General features: G+C 36.0%; 11 protein-coding genes. 3 read left to right on the forward strand and 8 right to left on the reverse strand.

The features are described 5' to 3' along the window. Positions 1-62: 62 nt before the first annotated feature. Positions 63-2,663: a type I DNA topoisomerase gene (gene topA, locus J3U56_RS06680; RefSeq protein ID WP_267367146.1), complete on the reverse strand. Its 2,601-nt coding sequence runs from the start codon at positions 2,661-2,663 to the stop codon at positions 63-65. A gap of 30 nt (positions 2,664-2,693) precedes the next feature. After that, a complete protein-coding gene (matP, locus tag J3U56_RS06685; RefSeq protein WP_416379607.1) occupies positions 2,694-3,158 on the reverse strand; it encodes a macrodomain Ter protein MatP in 465 nt (154 codons plus the stop codon). 148 nt (positions 3,159-3,306) lie between these two features. Here matP and J3U56_RS06690 point away from each other — a divergent pair, with 148 nt between their 5' ends. Further along, the gene (locus J3U56_RS06690) at positions 3,307-4,989 is read left to right on the forward strand and encodes an amidohydrolase (RefSeq protein WP_267367148.1); all 1,683 of its coding nucleotides are present in this window, start codon (positions 3,307-3,309) and stop codon (positions 4,987-4,989) included. A gap of 66 nt (positions 4,990-5,055) precedes the next feature. On the opposite strand, the gene J3U56_RS06695 is transcribed toward J3U56_RS06690, so the two are convergent. Both J3U56_RS06695 and J3U56_RS06700 read right to left on the reverse strand, forming a co-directional pair. Continuing rightward, complete coding sequence (locus tag J3U56_RS06695; RefSeq protein ID WP_267349002.1) at positions 5,056-6,465, reverse strand: PTS fructose transporter subunit IIC; 1,410 nt, start codon at positions 6,463-6,465, stop codon at positions 5,056-5,058. Then, positions 6,458-6,892, reverse strand: a complete 435-nt coding sequence (locus J3U56_RS06700; protein ID WP_267367149.1) for a PTS sugar transporter subunit IIA — start codon at positions 6,890-6,892, stop codon at positions 6,458-6,460. The genes J3U56_RS06695 and J3U56_RS06700 overlap by 8 nt, the downstream gene beginning before the upstream one ends. 364 nt (positions 6,893-7,256) lie before the next feature. Here J3U56_RS06700 and J3U56_RS06705 point away from each other — a divergent pair, with 364 nt between their 5' ends. Further along, on the forward strand, positions 7,257-8,618 hold the full coding sequence (locus J3U56_RS06705) for an APC family permease (protein ID WP_267334211.1): 1,362 nt from the start codon (positions 7,257-7,259) through the stop codon (positions 8,616-8,618). 114 nt (positions 8,619-8,732) lie between these two features. On the opposite strand, the gene J3U56_RS06710 is transcribed toward J3U56_RS06705, so the two are convergent. From J3U56_RS06710 to J3U56_RS06725, 4 genes are all read right to left on the reverse strand, one after another. Continuing rightward, on the reverse strand, positions 8,733-8,996 hold the full coding sequence (locus tag J3U56_RS06710) for an HPr family phosphocarrier protein (protein WP_065634652.1): 264 nt from the start codon (positions 8,994-8,996) through the stop codon (positions 8,733-8,735). A 557-nt stretch (positions 8,997-9,553) separates the two neighbouring features. Next, entirely contained in the window at positions 9,554-13,828 is a 4,275-nt protein-coding gene (locus J3U56_RS06715; protein ID WP_267367150.1) for an acyl-CoA dehydratase activase-related protein, read from the reverse strand. Positions 13,829-14,120: 292 nt separating this feature from the next. After that, the gene (locus J3U56_RS06720; protein WP_065634654.1) at positions 14,121-14,840 is read right to left on the reverse strand and encodes an epoxyqueuosine reductase QueH; all 720 of its coding nucleotides are present in this window, start codon (positions 14,838-14,840) and stop codon (positions 14,121-14,123) included. 165 nt (positions 14,841-15,005) lie between these two features. Then, complete coding sequence (locus J3U56_RS06725; protein ID WP_267344029.1) at positions 15,006-15,965, reverse strand: phospholipase D-like domain-containing protein; 960 nt, start codon at positions 15,963-15,965, stop codon at positions 15,006-15,008. A gap of 367 nt (positions 15,966-16,332) precedes the next feature. On the opposite strand from J3U56_RS06725, the gene J3U56_RS06730 reads away from it, so the two are divergent. Further along, a complete protein-coding gene (locus tag J3U56_RS06730; RefSeq protein ID WP_267367151.1) occupies positions 16,333-17,745 on the forward strand; it encodes an EmmdR/YeeO family multidrug/toxin efflux MATE transporter in 1,413 nt (470 codons plus the stop codon). The last annotated feature ends 222 nt before the right edge of the window (positions 17,746-17,967 follow it).

The raw sequence follows: 17,967 nt of genomic DNA on the forward strand, positions 1-17,967 counted from the left end.
TTTTTATACTAAAACGCATGCATTACCTAAAACAACTTGGTAAACATATTAGGTTTTGTGACCTATTTTTTACTCTTTATCCATTGACCGTCAACGTATTGCATCACCCAACCTGTCGATTTTCCGTTAACTTCGGATGTGACATATTGTTGTTTGCTTTTACGACTAAAACGAACAATGGCAGGATTACCATCCGGATCTTTATTCGGTGCTTGCGTTAAATAGATAAACTTTTCGGGCAACCGATCTTTAAAACGTTGTAATTCTTCAATTAATGGTGCACGGGTTTCTCTTGATTTTGGAAAATTATGTGCAGCCAAAAAGATACCTGATGCGCCATCACGTAACACAAAATGAGCGTCAGATTTGCTACATTTAAGTTCAGGCAAATCGACTGGATCTTCTTTAGGGGGCGCAACATCACCATTTTTTAAAATTTTACGGGTATTTTTACAATCAGGATTAGTACAGCCCATATATAACCCAAAACGCCCTGATTTTAAATGCATCTCAGATCCACATTTTTCACATTCGATAATTGGACCTTCATAACTTTTTACTTTAAAGTGACCTTTTTCAACAATAAAGCCATCACAAATTGGGTTATTACCACAAATATGTAATTTACGTTCATTATCAAGTAAATAGCTATCCATTGCGGTATGACATTTTGGACAACGCTTACGGGCTCTTAATGCATCGGTTTCAGCGGTTTCCGACTCTTCTAAAATATTGAGAGTTTCGTGCTCAGGAATTAAATTAATCGTTTGTTTACAACGCTCTTTAGGCGGTAGTGCATAGCCTGAACACGCTAAAAATACGCCCGTTCCTGCTGTTTTAATGCCCATTTCGCGCCCACAATGAGGACACTTAATTTCAGGGGTGAGCACCAAAGGATTAAGTTGCATACCACCTTTATCGGGTGATTGCTCTGCCACTTCAAGATGTTTACTAAAATCACTAAAAAACTGATCGAGCACTTCTCGCCACTCTTGTTTTTTATTAGCAATCTGATCGAGTGCATCTTCCATACGCGCGGTAAAGTCATAACTCATGAGATCATTGAAGTTTTCATTTAAACGATCAGTAACAATTTCACCAATTTTTTCGGCATAAAAACGACGATTATCTAAACGCACATATCCACGATCTTGAATAGTTGAGATTATCGTTGCGTAAGTCGATGGGCGACCTATTTCACGTTTTTCTAACTCTTTGACTAACGATGCTTCGTTATAACGTGCTGGTGGTTTAGTAAAATGCTGATTAGGATTAAGCGCAATCAAGCCCAACTTATCGTTAATTGATACAGCGGGTAAAATTTTATCATCATTATTTTTGGCCAATTGAGGTTGCACTTTAGTCCAACCATCAAAACGTAAGGTACGTCCTTTAGCTTTTAATAAGAAATCACCAGATTTAACAGTAATTGTTGTCGAGTTATATTCGGCTGAAGTCATTTGACAGGCAACAAATTGACGCCAAATCAATTGATAAAGTTTACACGCATCAGCTTCAACATCACTTATATTATCCGCCAGTAATTTAACGTCTGACGGGCGGATTGCTTCATGCGCCTCTTGAGAGTTCTTCTTGCTACTGTAAACATTTGGTGATTTAGGCAAATATTTATCACCAAAATTTTTGCCAATATATTCACGTACCATGGCTAATGCATCTTGGCTCAAATTAGTCGAATCGGTACGCATATAGGTAATATAACCAGCTTCATAAAGACGCTGAGCAAGCATCATCGTTTTTTTGACGCCAAAACCTAAGCGCGTGCTCGCCGCTTGTTGCAAGGTCGAAGTAATAAATGGCGCAGTTGGATTGCTCTTAGTTGGCTTTTCTTCGATATTGGTCACTTGATATTGGCTGTTGTTTAATTCAGCTAGTGCAATATCAATGGCGACTTTATCTTTAGGTTCGAACGCTTCATCTTGATAATGAGTAACTTGTAAAGTGAGTTGCTCGTTGTTCGCTGTACTTAAATCAGCAAAAAGATCCCAATATTCTTCAGGAATAAAGGCATGAATTTCGCGCTCGCGTTCTACCACAAGTCGAACGGCAACCGATTGAACACGACCTGCTGATAATCCTCTAGCAACTTTTTTCCAAAGTAAAGGTGATAGCATAAAACCAACAACGCGATCCATAAAGCGACGGGCTTGCTGGGCATTAACTCTATCCATATCAAGCATGGAAGGATGATTAAACGCATTTTTGATCGCTGTCTTGGTGATTTCATTAAATACCACACGACGATATTTGCTATCTTCACCGCCAATAACATCTTTCAGATGCCATGCTATTGCTTCCCCTTCTCTATCCAAGTCGGTTGCGAGGTAGATCATATCGGCATCTTTAGCGAGTTTTTTTAGTTCTGAAACAACCCTTTCTTTACCAGGTAAAATTTCGTAATGAGCTTTCCAACCGTTATACGGATCAACACTCATACGATCAACTAAAACCTGTTTTTCAGAACGTTTTACTTTTTTTTCGGCTTTATCTTTTGTGGTTTTTTCAACTCGATGGCTACTGCCACTTACTGGAAGATCGCGAATATGCCCTACGCTTGATTTAACCACAAAATCTTTGCCAAGATATTTATTTATTGTTTTTGCTTTGGCAGGTGATTCCACAATAACAAGGGATTTTCCCATAATTAAACCTATTTTATCCTGTAATTTACGTTATTTACTGTCTTGTTTCACATCAAGTAATGACAGTAAATCATCTTTTATTGTCGATACTTTCGTTGCATATTGCTCTTTTTGCTCAGCATCCTCAATAAGTTGTGTAATGGTCTGTGACAACGTGCAACCTCGGCGTTTTGCCAAATTAGCTAATCGTTGCCAAACTAAAAATTCCAAATCAATAGACTTTTTTCGTGTATTTTGTTGCTCAGCGTTAAAATGTCGTTTTCGTTTCGCACGAATGGTCTGCTTCATGCGATTATCTAAATCAGGGTTTAGATGCTGTTTTATCCATTGCACAACACCTATTGGATTATGTTCTAAAAGTAATAATTCATTTACGGCGTGCTGAGCTGCGCTCTTCTCAATATAACGAGTAATCAACTCGCCTTCTAAATGCCTTTTCACAAGATAGTGCCATTTCCATCCACATTCAAGGTTTTCGAGTTGTTGATATTTCATCTTTTCACCTTGTGACGCTGTAACTAAAGGTTGTAGTTGTAGCATAATCTCATCACACAATAAAGAAAATTATTGCATTTGACAAATTTTTTATAAATCTGCTATCGTTCACGTTTATTTAGAACTTGATTTAAGGAAATCACCAATAATGGCTAAAGCTGATGTTATTTATATTAATGGCTATATTTATACTGCAGACAAACAAGACAGTGTTTGTCAGGCTATTGCTATCGAAAATGGCTATATTATTGCAACGGGGAGCACGCAACAAATAAATAGCAGTCAGTATGTCGATAATAATACGACAGTTTACGATTTACAAGGAAAAACGATGATTCCCGGTCTTATAGATGCGCATTTGCATACTTTTTGGGGGGGAATGCAACTCTCTTCTTGTAATTTAAATTATCAAAGTTTAACCGTTGACCAAACTTTAGCTATTATTCAAAAATATTTAGATCAAGACTCAACCGATAATGATACCAATTGGTTACAAGTACGAGGATGGCTACGTCAAGAAGTGTTGCCAATAGGTACCGATATTACATGTTTCGATCTTGATAAACTTAATACCCAGCGCCCGGTAATTTTGTTTTCAAATGATTGCCATACACTCGTTGCCAATAGTCTGGCATTAGAAAAATTTGGTCTTAATAAAGATACGCCTGAACCATCAGATGGTAAGATTGGTCGAACTAATAATGGCGAACTTAATGGCATTTTAGAAGATGCGCCGGCGATGCGTGCATTTGACAGCATATCTAAGCTAACCGAGCAGCAAGCGGTGAATATTGCAAAATTATCACAAGCAGAACTGAATAAACAAGGCGTAACGGCAGTGATGGATGCTCGCATTACTGAAACCATTGCTGATGCTTTTTTGACCCTTAAGCAACAAGACGCACTTTCAATACGCCTATTTGGTGCACATGAGTTACCACCCGATGATGTATCATCAATAGATCAAATTCCGCTTTTATTGGACAAAGTTAAGCAATTTGCTCATCATTATGATGATAAAAACTGGCAACCTAAACCAGGTATAAAAATTTCTCATACTAAATTGTTTGTTGATGGGGTTATGCAAGCACCATTAATGACGGCACGGCTATTAAAACCTTATCAACTTGAACACGAAAAAGATCGTTACGGCGATCTTTACTATTCAACAGAAATGCTTGATGCGTTAATTCTTGAATCAGCAAAAGCAGGCTTTCACCCACATACGCATACAGTAGGAGAAGGTGCAATTGAAGTGGTACTCAATGCTATTGAAAAAATGCGAAAAGCATTGCCTGATGCGGATATAAGACCAAGTACGGCTCACAATGAGCTTAGTGCTGCGCATCAATTTGCACGCTATCAAAAATTAAAAGCTTGTGTGGTGTTTTCGTTCCAATGGGCGGGATGCAGCGCAACAATGGTTGAACAATATCATACGCTTTTTGGTCCAGAACGTTATAATGGATTAGAAGCACATGGCCAATATATTGATGCTGGTGTGAATTGTGCATTTGGTAGTGATTGGCCAATCGATCCCCTTAATGAATGGTACGATTTTCAAGTGGCAATGACCCGACAAATAGATACCGATCACCCTCGTTTAAACAGTGATCGAAATTTGACAGTAACAGAAGTGCTGCGTTGTGCAACCATAGGAGCCGCTTATATATTGAAACAAGAGCAATACATTGGTTCAATTGAAAAAGGCAAATTTGCCGATCTAATCATTTTAGATCGTAATCCATTTACCATACCGGCAACAGATATACAAAATGTTAAAGTATTAACAACGATCGTTGGTGGTAAAACGGTATATCAAGCATCGTAATTGTTCATTTAAAGAATCGAGTTATTTATCACGACGCCAACACAACGGTAGCGTCGTGATAAACAGTTATTCAGCTTCGATTTCAATTGGCTCGGCACTTTCTACTGCTCTCTTTTTCGTAAAATGCAATATTGCGGCAATAATCAATGCACCAATAAACATGTCAATAATATACCACATTGCACCTTTTGTTACGCCACCCAAGGCAACCAGCCCACCAAACGCTACTAATGACTCAATACCATTAATCATCCCTAACATACCTGCCACTGCCGTACCGACAACAATAGCGATAATTACACGTTTTGGATCTTTAGCGGCAAATGGGATTGCACCTTCGGTTATACCGGCTAATGATAAGAAGAAAGCGGTAATGCCAAACTCTTTTTCTTCTTTAGTATATTTAGAACGAGATATAATCAATGATGAAATCGCTAAGCCTAATGGTGGAATTGCACAGCACATGCGGAACACACCATTTGGTCCATAAACACCTTCTGCCATAGCTGCCAAAGTAAAGGCCGTTGCTGCTTTACTACATGGTCCCCCCATATCTAGTGCAGCAAGAATACCAATACCAATGCCTAAAAACGCTGCATTGACTTCTGACATGCCTTTTAACGTAGCAACCATTGCTTTCACAAACCAATCTAACGGGTAAGATAGCCCGTAAATATAAATGGGCGCCATCACCAATATCGTCACTGTTGGAATAATCATGACTGGCATTACTGATGCAATGACAGGATGGACTTTAACGGTTTTAAACCATTTTACAAAATAACCAATTAAAACACCGAAAATCATCGCACCAATAAAGCCTGTACTGACATGATTAACACCAATTGGGTTATTAACTACATAGCCCATAATAAACGCAGGCGCTAACGCCGCATTACCGCCAATAGAATAGGCCATATAAGCTGCAAGCACAGGTACCATCATAGCAAAACCATAAATTGCTACTTGCTGTAAATCAGCAAAAAACTGATTACTTGGCAAAATCGTATCGTTGGTTACATCACCTGTCATTAACACAATCGAAAAAAGAATACCTGAAGCAATAATAACGGGTAAAAATTTGCTGATTCCGGTATTTAATGCACGAAATATTTCTTTACCAATACTGTCTTTTACTACTTTAGTTGACATTTGTTCGGCATTATTGAAAATGTTGACCGTATTTTTCACGGCTTCGCCTGTGCTTACTTTAATGACGTTTTTATATGGTTCTAACCGCTCGGCATTTTCAATTGAAATATCAGTGGCTAATATAATCACATCTGCAGTTTTTAAATCGTGTTCGGTTAATGGATTATCAATACCTGCTGCGCCTTGAGTTTCTACTTTACAATCCCATCCCCGTTTTTTTGCCTCATTTTCAATCTTTTGTTTAGCAATATAAGTGTGAGCCATACCAGCAGTACAGGCACAAATTGCAACAATCTTCTTTTTGTCAATCGCACTATTATTCATACAAACCTCGAACTTTATCTACTAATGACTGGGTATCACTATTAAGTAAAGTTGCAATAAAATCATCATCCGCTAAATGAGTTGCTAATTTAGCAATAATCGCTAAATGCGCCTTGTTGGCATGTTCTGGCGCACCAATCATAATCACCAACTTCACTTGGTTACCATTATTCCAAATGATGCCATCAAGATATTTCCCCACCACAATAAATGGCGTTTTTACTGCGCTACTTTTTGCATGAGGCAAAGCAACATCGGGTAACACATCGGTTTCCATCTCTTGCTCATGAGCCATCACATCATCAAAAAAAGTTTCAACATTAGTTAAATAGTTTTGACTGGCATTGGACATTAAATGAATAACCGATGATTTTTGATTAACGATATCACTGGTAAGCTCAACCGATAAAACAGGTATTGACTGCATATACCGCTCCTCTTTAATTAAAAATAGATATTTAAATTTACTGATTTTTATGATCTCTGTTTATTAAATATACAATGAATTATTTTCGGTGACACTAATTTTGTCTTATCAAGAGTTAGAGCAAGATCACAAATATGCACAATTCAATTTTACGTTTTAACGAGCAATTCCAGTGTAAACAGCTCAAAAATAATGACTAATGTGTGTTAAAGTCTATAAATCGCTCGCTTTAGTACCTTTTTACTAAAAATTAGCTTGCATAATTATCATAATGTGGCAGAATTCCTTGCCGCTTTAAGCGGGTAAAAAGGCAAAACTATACTTAGTAGTTTTTTATTGTTTTTTGGGACAGAGGAGCAAAGTCATGTCCGCAATAAAAATGAAACGAGTTTTAACCACACCTGCATTGATTGCATTTGGTTTAGCTTATATGGTTCCTTTGGGGATCTTTACCACTTATGGGGAAGTCACTGTTGATAGTAATGGTCACTTACCTATAGCCTATATCATCACCTTAGCCATGATCTTTTTTACAGCATTGAGTTATTGTCGAATGGCAAATAAACTGCCGATTGCTGGATCTGCCTACTCGTATGTACAACATACTTTTGGTGGAAAAGTTGGATTTTTGGTAGGTTGGGCACAAATCCTTGATTATCTATTTTTACCAATATTGAATTATTTGGTTTTAGGTATCTACCTGAATGAAGCATTTCCAAGCATTCCTGCTTATGTTTTTGTATTGGGTTCATTAATCAGTGTAAGCTTTTTAAATTATTTAGGGATTAAACTGATTAACTCTGTAAACTTTACATTGATTATTGTACAAATGATTTTTATAGGGTTATTTATCTTTTTAACTTTAACTAATGTTAATCTTACCCCTGAGGCAATGATGAAACCTCTGCAAGTTAATGCAGGAGATTTTAGTGGCTTAATGTCTGGAGCGGCAATATTATGTCTTGCCTTTTTAGGTTTTGATGCCATAGCGACTTTAGCCGAAGAATCTAACGATGCACAAAAATCATTACCAAGAGCAATTATCTGGACAGTTCTAATTGCTGGCTGTATTTTTCTAGTCGTATCGTATTGTGCTCATCTGGCATATCCTATGTGGACAGATTTTGTAGATAATAAAGATACAGCCAGTTTAGTCGTCGTTCGTCGAGTGGGTGATATAAGCCAATTAGGCGGTAATTTTATGTATAACTTCTTCCAAGCGGCATACTTAACTGGTGTTTTTGCATCAGCCATGACAGCGCAAACCAGTGTATCAAGAATTTTTTATGCTATGGGACGTGAAGGTGTTTTGCCTAAAAAAATCTTTTATAAAATTCACCCTCGTTATAGAACACCTTATTTATCGATTATTTTTGTCGCCTGTTTTTCATTGTTAGCGCTGGTATTAGATCTTAGTTTAGTGGTGTCGATGATAAGCTTTGGCGCATTAGTGGCTTTTACTTTTGTCAATTTATGCGTGATTAAAAGTTACTTAGGGGATTCAAAAGCGAAAACAGCATTACTGCTATTTAAATATGGATTATTGCCTGCGATTGGTGTTTTACTTTCACTATGGCTATGGACCAGCCTTGATGCAACGGCGATGATTGTTGGTTTAGTTTGGTTAGCAATTGGATTTTTCTATCTACTTTATCTAACTAAAGGCTTTACTGCTTTATTGCCATCGATTGATCATCATGAATTAAATTCAATCATCAAAGATTAAGTTCTTATAAATTGGTCTACTTTAAAGTATCTAGTTACTGCCCTTTTAAAACAACTCCGTCGACCTAAGTCGACGGAATAATAATCTTGTAAGCGTGGCTATTTGTTTAACCGATTACTCACCAAAACCACTAGCAAATAATTCGCGAATTTCATCCATTGCGGCTTGTTCGTCTTCACCATCACAAATAATTTCAACAGTTGAACCACCTTTAACGCCAGCACCAAGTAATCCCATCATGCTTTTTAATTTGATTGCTTTGTCATTATAAACAAGTTCAATTGATGATTTGTAACGACCTGCTAATTTAACAAGTGTGGTAACAGGGCGAGCATGAAGACCAGTTGAATTTTTTACTACCATTTGTTCTTTTAACATACTAAAGTCCTTATTTATATCTTTACGTTAATACAATGAATGGTATTTATATCATAAATTGAGTTATTTTGCTCTTTTTTTGCATACAAATTTCGATAAAAAAATTAAAAAATTAACTACACGATGATCGGCTGAAATTTACATTAATTATATAGCGAAATTGTACGCTTATCTGTGTTTTAGTATTTTGTTAAATTCAATTCACCCAAAAAAGAGAAACGAATAGACTCTGTAATATATCGATTATAATTGTATTTTTGCCAGAATTTTAAATATCAACATATATGATCAATCCTTTTTCAGCTCCTTAAATAAAGCTATACAAATAATTGTATTGAAGCTATTTGTTCATTTTTACGCGATAATTGAAATTAACACAATTAAAATTAACATGTTATCTAAATAAATGACGTTACAATAATTAGGTATGATTTCATCATAGATAGAGGCGAATAACGATTTTGAATAGAATAAAACTAAAGTGTTTCTGGTTTTGAATGCTTAATAAGGGCTTTATTTAATATTAAAAGCCCTTAATAACAATTTATTTATATCAGTTAAACAATTCGTTGCAATTGGGTATACTTTAACGAACTGACCATAAAATGCAAACGATTGAGTACATTGACTTCACCAGCACCGTCGTCAAAATCTAAATAGAGCAAATTAAGTTTAGGGTTAAGATCACGCATCCGTTTTTCTACCCCTTTTGATACTACATGATTAGCAATACAACCAAATGGTTGAAAGCTAATGACATTATTAATACCATATTCAGCAAAGGTCATAATACCGGCTGGAATCAACCAACCTTCGCCAAATTGATTGGCTAAATTAAGAATTTGCTCGGCTTTTTTAGCGATATCACGGATATTATGAAACGGCTGATAATATTTAAAATCCGATAAAATCTGATTAGTTTTATTGATATAGCGTTGGGCCACTTTTTCAAAAAAGAACAGTAATGACGATAGATAACTTTTTGGTAAAAGATGATTATCAATATTACTGTCATAATTGACAAACACTTGAGCAAAAAATTCAATCATAGGTGGAATTACTGGCTCAATTCCCTGATCGACTAACCATTCGACACTATGCTGATTGCCAAAGCTGTTATATTTTACATAGATTTCACCAACAATCCCTATTTGTGGGCAATCTTTATTGACGGTTTCAACCTGATTAAAATGCTCAACAGCTTGAGCCAATAACGCATAAATCGCTCTATGCCCTTTTTGCTCATTAAGTAGCTGCTGTAGCTTTCTAATGTACAGCTCTTTAAGTTGATTAGCTTGTTGTTTCACTTTGGCCCTAGGTGCCACCGCGTAATACATTTTCGATAATGAATCAGCAAATAACATAGCAAAAAAGGTGGTTGGCAGAGTTTTAAGCCAATTAATTTTAAAGCCAGGTTGTTCACTTGCATTCATATTATCGGTACTAAGTGACACAATCGGCACATCTTCAAAACCATTACTAATCATGGCTTTTTTGATTAACGACAGATAACTGCTCGCACGGCATTGCCCACCGGTTTGCGTGATACCAATTGCCACTTCATCACGATTATATTTACCCGATCGTAACGCTTTAATCACATCGCCAACAATAATCGTTGCTGGGTAGCAAATTTCGTTATTACAGTACTTTAATCCCCACTCAACCGAGCTTTTATCTGGTTTTGGTAACGTTTCTAGCTTATAACCTGATAATGCAAAAATCGGCGGTAATAACGGTGAATAAAAATCAGAAATAAATGGCGCTAAAATAGTACGACGCTGTTTATCCTTTTTACTGAAAACTGCCGTTTTTTTACGTTCCATCATTTTCAATGGTTGATGTTGATTCATACGAATTGATTCGATAATCGATCGTAAGCGTAAACGGACAGAACCCGTTGCGGTGATCTCATCTACACGAATGATCGTACAAGTTTTACCCTTCGATTCTAAGATTGCTTTACACTCATCAGTGACAATCGCATCAGGCCCACAACCAAATGAATTGAGCTGTACAAATTGAATATTATTCGGTTGCTGTGCAACAAATGAAGCGGCAGCATATAAACGATTTGGATAGCTCCATTGTGAACAAATTTGCAGTTCTGGCGATAATTGATGAATGGCACCTAATACCGAATCTTCGGTAATAACATCACAGCCTAGCGCATTTAAAATTTCGGGCGTTTTGTGATTAATTAAACTATCACTATGATATGGCCGTCCAGCTAAAATAAACACATAGCGCCCAGTTTGTTTGGCATTATTAAGTACTTCAACCGCTTTACTGTATAAATCATGTTTAAACTCAGCTTGTGCAATTAATGCAGCTTCAAACGCTTTGTCGGCAACTTTTTTGTCGATACCTAACGAAGTTAAATAATTGATACAGCCTTTTTTAAGTAACTTACTATTGGTAAAGTTAATAACGGGATAATCTAATGGAATGCGAAATTTTTCTTCGGGATTGATCGCACTGTGGATCACTTCAGCATAACTGCTGACAATTGGACAATTATAGCTATTAACCGCATTGTCAAACTGAGCTGATTCAAACACAACCATCGGCATAAAAATACGATCGACCTTCTGTTCAATCAACTCCATGATATGACCGTGCACTAATTTTGCCGGAAAGCAAATGCTATCAGACATTACCGTTCCAGCCCCTTTTTCATAAATACTTTGTGTTGAAAAAGGTGAAAGTGTCACGTTTATACCACTTTGAGTCAATAACGTGTGCCAAAAAGGGAAGTTTTCATATTGCCCTAATACACGAGGAATACCAATATTAATTTTAGCTTCGGCATTAACCACATTAGTTCGTTTAAATAGCAGATCATTTTTATAATCAAACATATTAAACGAGCTGTTATCGCGATATTGATTATTACTTAAAAAACGTTCACATTTATTACCCGAATAGTAACGTTGACCGTTGGCAAATCGGTAGATGATAATATCGCATTTATTTTCACAACCTTTGCAGCGAGACGGTTTAGCTTTATTGTCTTTTGCTTTGTGAAGATTATCTAAACCAATAAATTGCGAAGCTGTAGGGTGCGCTAAATAATGGTTTTTAGCGACCAACGCTGCGCCATAAGCTCCCATTAACTCAGGAATATTAGAACTGGTAATTTGCGCACCGGTTAACTGTTCTAACGCACGAAATACCGCAGGATTTTTAAAAGTACCGCCCTGCACCACAATATGATCGCCCAGTTTACGCATATCATGCAGTTTCAGCACTTTATGAATGGCATTTTTAATCACAGAAAACGCCAGTCCTGCCGAAATATCACCCATGGTGGCATTTTCACGCAATGCCTGCTTCACTTTAGAATTCATAAAAACAGTGCAGCGCGTTCCTAAATCACATGGATTAGAAGATTGACACGCGGCATCAGCAAAATCAATAGTATTAGAGTTAAGTGATTTGGCAAAAGTCTCAATAAACGATCCACAACCCGATGAACAAGCTTCGTTTAATTCGATATGATTAACCACACCATTAGCAATAAAAATGGCTTTCATATCTTGGCCGCCAATATCCATCACAAAACTGACATCAGGATCGATATGTTTAGCTGCGGCAAAATGCGCCATGGTTTCGACCAAACCGTCATCAATAGCAAAAGCGGCTTTTAATAGTTCTTCACCATAACCTGTCACACCGGTGCGAGCAATAATAATCTCCTTACCTGATGCAGTAATTTCATCGTTTAATTTAGTTAAGCCATGAATTAAGGCGCTAATTGACTGACCATTGTTGGGTGCATAATGCGTAAATAACAGCTCATTATCTTCACTAACAAGCGTAATTTTGGTGGTAGTAGAGCCACTGTCAATGCCTAAAAAAGCATTCTGTTTTTGATAATCTGCTAAATTGCATCTAGCAATTTCGATATATTTGCGCTTCTTTTTCCAATTATCAAATGACAACGACTCATTAAACAACGGTTTTAATCTAAATGATTCATTAACTTTAATTTGAGTAGAAGCATTTAATCGTGCAATAAAATCTGTCAACGAAAGCTCGGTTCGCTCAATAATGTGAATTGCAGCACCCCAAGCGGACAGTAAGGTCGGATGTTCGGTGGTAACAACCTGATCATCTGTTAATTTTAGCGTATTTAGTGCGGCTTTACCTAATGTTGGGATAAATGAGAAAGGCCCACCAATTAACATCACTTTTGGCACAATATCATAGCCACGAGCCAAGGTGTTGACTAGCTGAATACATACGGCATGTAAAACTGAATAAGCGATATTTTCTTTCGAGACATTGCGGCTAATTAAATTTTGGACATCGGTTTTGGCAAAAACACCACAACGAGAAGCGATAGGAAAAATTTGGTCATGATTTTGAGCAAGCGCATCAAACTGCTGAACGGGAGTATTAAGCAAAGTTGCCATCTGATCGATAAATGCGCCGGTTCCCCCTGCACAGCTACCATTCATTCGAATATCGGGTGGTCGATCGGGAAAAAAGAAGATCATTTTACTATCTTCACCACCAATATCTATCAACGTCCGTACTTCAGGATATTTGCGTTGTACCACTTCCGATGCTGCAACCACCTCTTGAATAAAGGCGATATCGGCTTTTTCGGAAATGCCCATTCCGGCAGAACCCGTCACTTTTACAGACAAGCGTATATCATCACCAAGCTTCTGTTTAATTTCACTGAGCAATTGAAGTACTGTTGCCACAATATGCGTATTATGGCGTACATAATTAGTATAAACAAAATTGTCATGTTCATCTAACACAACGCATTTTGCTGTAGTGGAACCCACATCCAATCCGAGCCTATATATTTTTGACATAATAAACTCACATTTTATTAATTTAGATTTAATTTATTACAAAATTGGTAATAAATCTCAAATTATTAATTTTATTTTTATATAAATCATTATAACCAGATCTTAGTTCTTTTTAATAGGGATGGATAAAAAATCCCCTAAAACAAAAGCGATACACAATAATAATTTATCTTAAGAAGGCGTGATGTGATTTGTAATTCTGTCTAAAACTAACTGGAATCTGACCTATATCATACAAATATAGGTCATAACAATTATAAAATAATCAGTAATCTAATGAGTTTGCAACGGCTTAAAGTGCTTTTTCTAAACCTTGTTTAGCAATGGTAATCACATTTTTTAGATCGACACCTTGAGCTTTAGCAGCAAAAATACAGCCACAATAACATTGACGATAAACATCATATTCTTTGCAAAGTTCAATAGACCGTTTATAACCATTGTTCTTTTTAAAATCAGAAGGGAGATAATTAACAGAAAAGATCTCTTGGATCTCAAATCCTAATTCATTAATTTTTTGACTGTTCTTTTTAGGGCTGAGCGTCAATGCACTTGCAAAATAGTCAAATCCTAACTCTTGCGCTTTAATTGCCGCCAAATCTAAACGCATTTTATAACAAATATGGCAACGCTCACCGCCTTCGGGGGCATCGCGCAAATGACCAACTTGCTTAATAAACTCTGCTGGCTGATAAGGTGCTTCTAAAAATTGTACGTTATTTCCGGTCTTTTGATTAAAATCAGCAATAAATTTTTGTTGCACCACACTTCGATACTCATATTCAACGCGTGGATGAATATTAGAATTCGCAAAATAAATAGTAATATCGGCATATTGTGCTAAATACTCCAATACATAAGTACTACAAGGTGCACAACAGCTGTGAATCAATAATTTAGGACGAACCGCACCCGACTGCCAATCGGCAATGACTTCTTTTAAAACGGAATCATAATTAACTTTATTATGTGGGTTTAATTTATCAAGAATTGTTTTCGCATTAATTAACATGAGGGCTCATTTATTTATTATTTTGATGATAGTAGTCATTATTGGTCGCTATAATATAGCGTTATAGATTTACGTCAAGATAAACGCGCCAATTTTTATACTGAAACACATATATTCCCTTAAACTTTCCGGCAAGTTTATTACCTAAAGTGAGTTCAATATTTGTTAACTATTTTCGCATAGTGCTAAAAGATCTTCATAAGTTAACTTATGCTTATTGCTGTTACACCAGCTTGCCGCTTGCTTTGCCATTGCAGCTTTAAGTGACCGACTTAATTTAAATGGACGAATGACCTTTTTTGAAAAATTAAAAAGAAACACATATTGTTGTGATTGGCTAGGATAGATGCCTAGACAATAAAAAAACGCAATCTCTTTACCTTGGTTATTCATACATAAAATTAGCTGATCTACGCTAAAATCCTTTTCATATTTTTTTTCTACCAGTAAGCAATCGCGATTCATATCAAATTTTATAGTTGGATGCTTTCTGGCGACGACTTCTTCAGCCAGTTGTTCATCCTCATCGCTTAAATAAGAATCCCAAACCAAAAGTCCTAATTCAATCATAGGATTTATTGCTAAATAATTGGCTAAAGTTGGAATAGATGCTTTTGTAATACGTTGATGTAGGGTTTTATAATTCTGTAAATATCGATCAAATTTTTGATCACTAGATTTTATCACTTCTGGTAATTGTTTGAGTTGTTCGATATCAGCTAAATAATCTGCATACAGATTTTTGTTTTGTATCATTACACATGTGTCACGATTGAGGCCGATACCTATGTTAGTAAAATTTGCACTACCAATAATCACCTTTTCCGTCTCTACTTCAGATTGAATCAAATAGAGTTTCCAATGGACACTTTGGTTATAGCGAAAATCGACATAAAAACTGAATTTATCACAATTTTGCGCTTTTTGCTGGCAAAACTTAATAAAATCTGGCGAGTTAAAAGCATTAATGGTGCTGATAATCAGTTCCAACTTAATACTATTATCTTCTAGTAATTGTTCTACTATCATTTCGGTATGACTGGCAAAAGCAGAAACAATGCTGATTTTTTTATTGCCCTTTTTCAATAACGCATTCTCTAAATCATCATTATGAAGAATTTTCATACTTTTCCTTATCTTTTTTTCGACTTAACGCGCTTTACCCTAAAACTAGCAAGACTACCACACTTTAACTGGCAATGAGCTAGAAATAAATCGGTAACTGTTATCAGTAATAGTAAACACTGATTAACAGCTACCCTCTGTGTTATTACCTCACCAGTCATCAAAATAGCATAAAAGATGAAAAAAATAACATATTTAAACTATAGCGTTCTTAATCCAAACTTATATTTAATTCTTTTTAGCATCAACAAATATATTAAAGGTTAGTTTTATAATATGTTATTTTTTAAAACACACATTCATTTTTGTTCAATAAAGGAGTTATAATTATCACAATAATTTTCAGTTATAAGATTTAGGCTTCCAATTGAATGTTCAACTCATTAACCGTTTAAAAAATCTGCAATTATATAAAAAAAGACATTCAAATAGTGTGCTACTATGGCGTGAAATTTATCCATTAGCTATGCCAATCTTTATAGAAAATCTTTCAGTGATATTGATGGGTATTTTTAGTACCTTTTTAGTTAGCTGGATAGGTAAAGCGCAAATGGCGGCTGTCGGTTTAGCTGAAAGCTTTAATATGATTATCATGTCATTTTTTATGGCAGTAGCATTAGGAACCTCTGTAGTAGTTGCGTTTAGCTTAGGTCGTCATAATCGTAAAAAAGCGGTTTTTGCTGCCAGACAATCCATTACCCTATTAGTATTAGTATCCGTGCTATTATTTGGATTTGTCGAATTCTCGGGCTATTGGATTGTTGATATCATTGCTGGAAAAGCCGATCCCGAAGTTAAACATTTAACCTTAACATTTTTACGATTAACAGTATTAGGCTACCCTGCATTAGCGTTTATTTTGGTGGGATGTGGTGCATTAAGAGGCGCAGGCAATACCAAACTGCCCATGTACCTAAACATCATTATGAATATTTTAAATATCTCGATTAGTTATGTACTTATCTATGGAATTGGCAGTTGGCAAGGTTTTGGCTTTATTGGTGCAGGTATTGGTTTAACAACATCGCGTTATTGTGGCATGTTTTTTATCTTATTAGTCTTGACGATAAAACCTAGTCGTGCGCTTTTTATTCCATTGAGAAGTTACTTTCATTCATTTAATGCTAGAATTTTGGTTGATATTCTTAGCATCGGTATTCCAGCTAGTGTTGAATCAGTGATGTTTAATGTTGGCAAATTACTGACGCAAACGTTTGTTGCCGGTATGGGCACGTCAACGATTGCAGCAAATTTTATCGCTTTTTCCATTGCAGGACTGCTTAATTTACCGGGTGGAACTTTAGGTGCAACCTCAACCATTATAGTTGGAAAACGCCTTGGTATGGGGCAAATCTACCAACCAACCAGACAACTAAAATTTATTTTTCAATTTACCAATATATTGCTCTGTTTGATTGCATTTGTGACAATGCCCTTTGCTGGCCTACTCAGTTCACTTTATACCAATGATCCTGAAGTTATCGAAATATCAAAACATTTACTGTGGTTAAATGCTCTATTTACGCCATTTTGGGCTTCGTCTTTTGTGTTACCTTATGGGTTTAAAGGTGCCAAGGATGCCAGTTATACTATGTGGGTGGCAATTGGTAGTATGTGGATGTGCCGAATTGTCGTTGGTTATCTATTTGGTGTTTATCTTGGCTTTGGTGTAATTGGCGTGTGGTTTGGAATGTTTCTTGATTGGATCATTAGAAGTATATTCTTCTACTACCGCTTAGTCAGTGGTAAATGGCTATGGCGACATCAAAAACACAATTAACTATAAGTTTTCTCATTGAGCTTTTTTAATTGTTCATGATAACGAGTGGTTTAATTAGGATTTAACCATCGACTATACAATTATTAGCTAAAGGTGTTTAAATTTTATTATCAAAAATTTATTATTTACCACGAGTAAAAACCAATTTGAAGGTAGCATAAGTTATCGTTTTGAATAAATTACTATTTAATTAAATAACTTTTTTCATCAAGCGTATTGTTA

The sequence above is a fragment of the Gilliamella sp. B2824 genome, assembly GCF_026536245.1.
In the GTDB taxonomy this organism is placed as follows: Bacteria; Pseudomonadota; Gammaproteobacteria; order Enterobacterales; family Orbaceae; genus Gilliamella.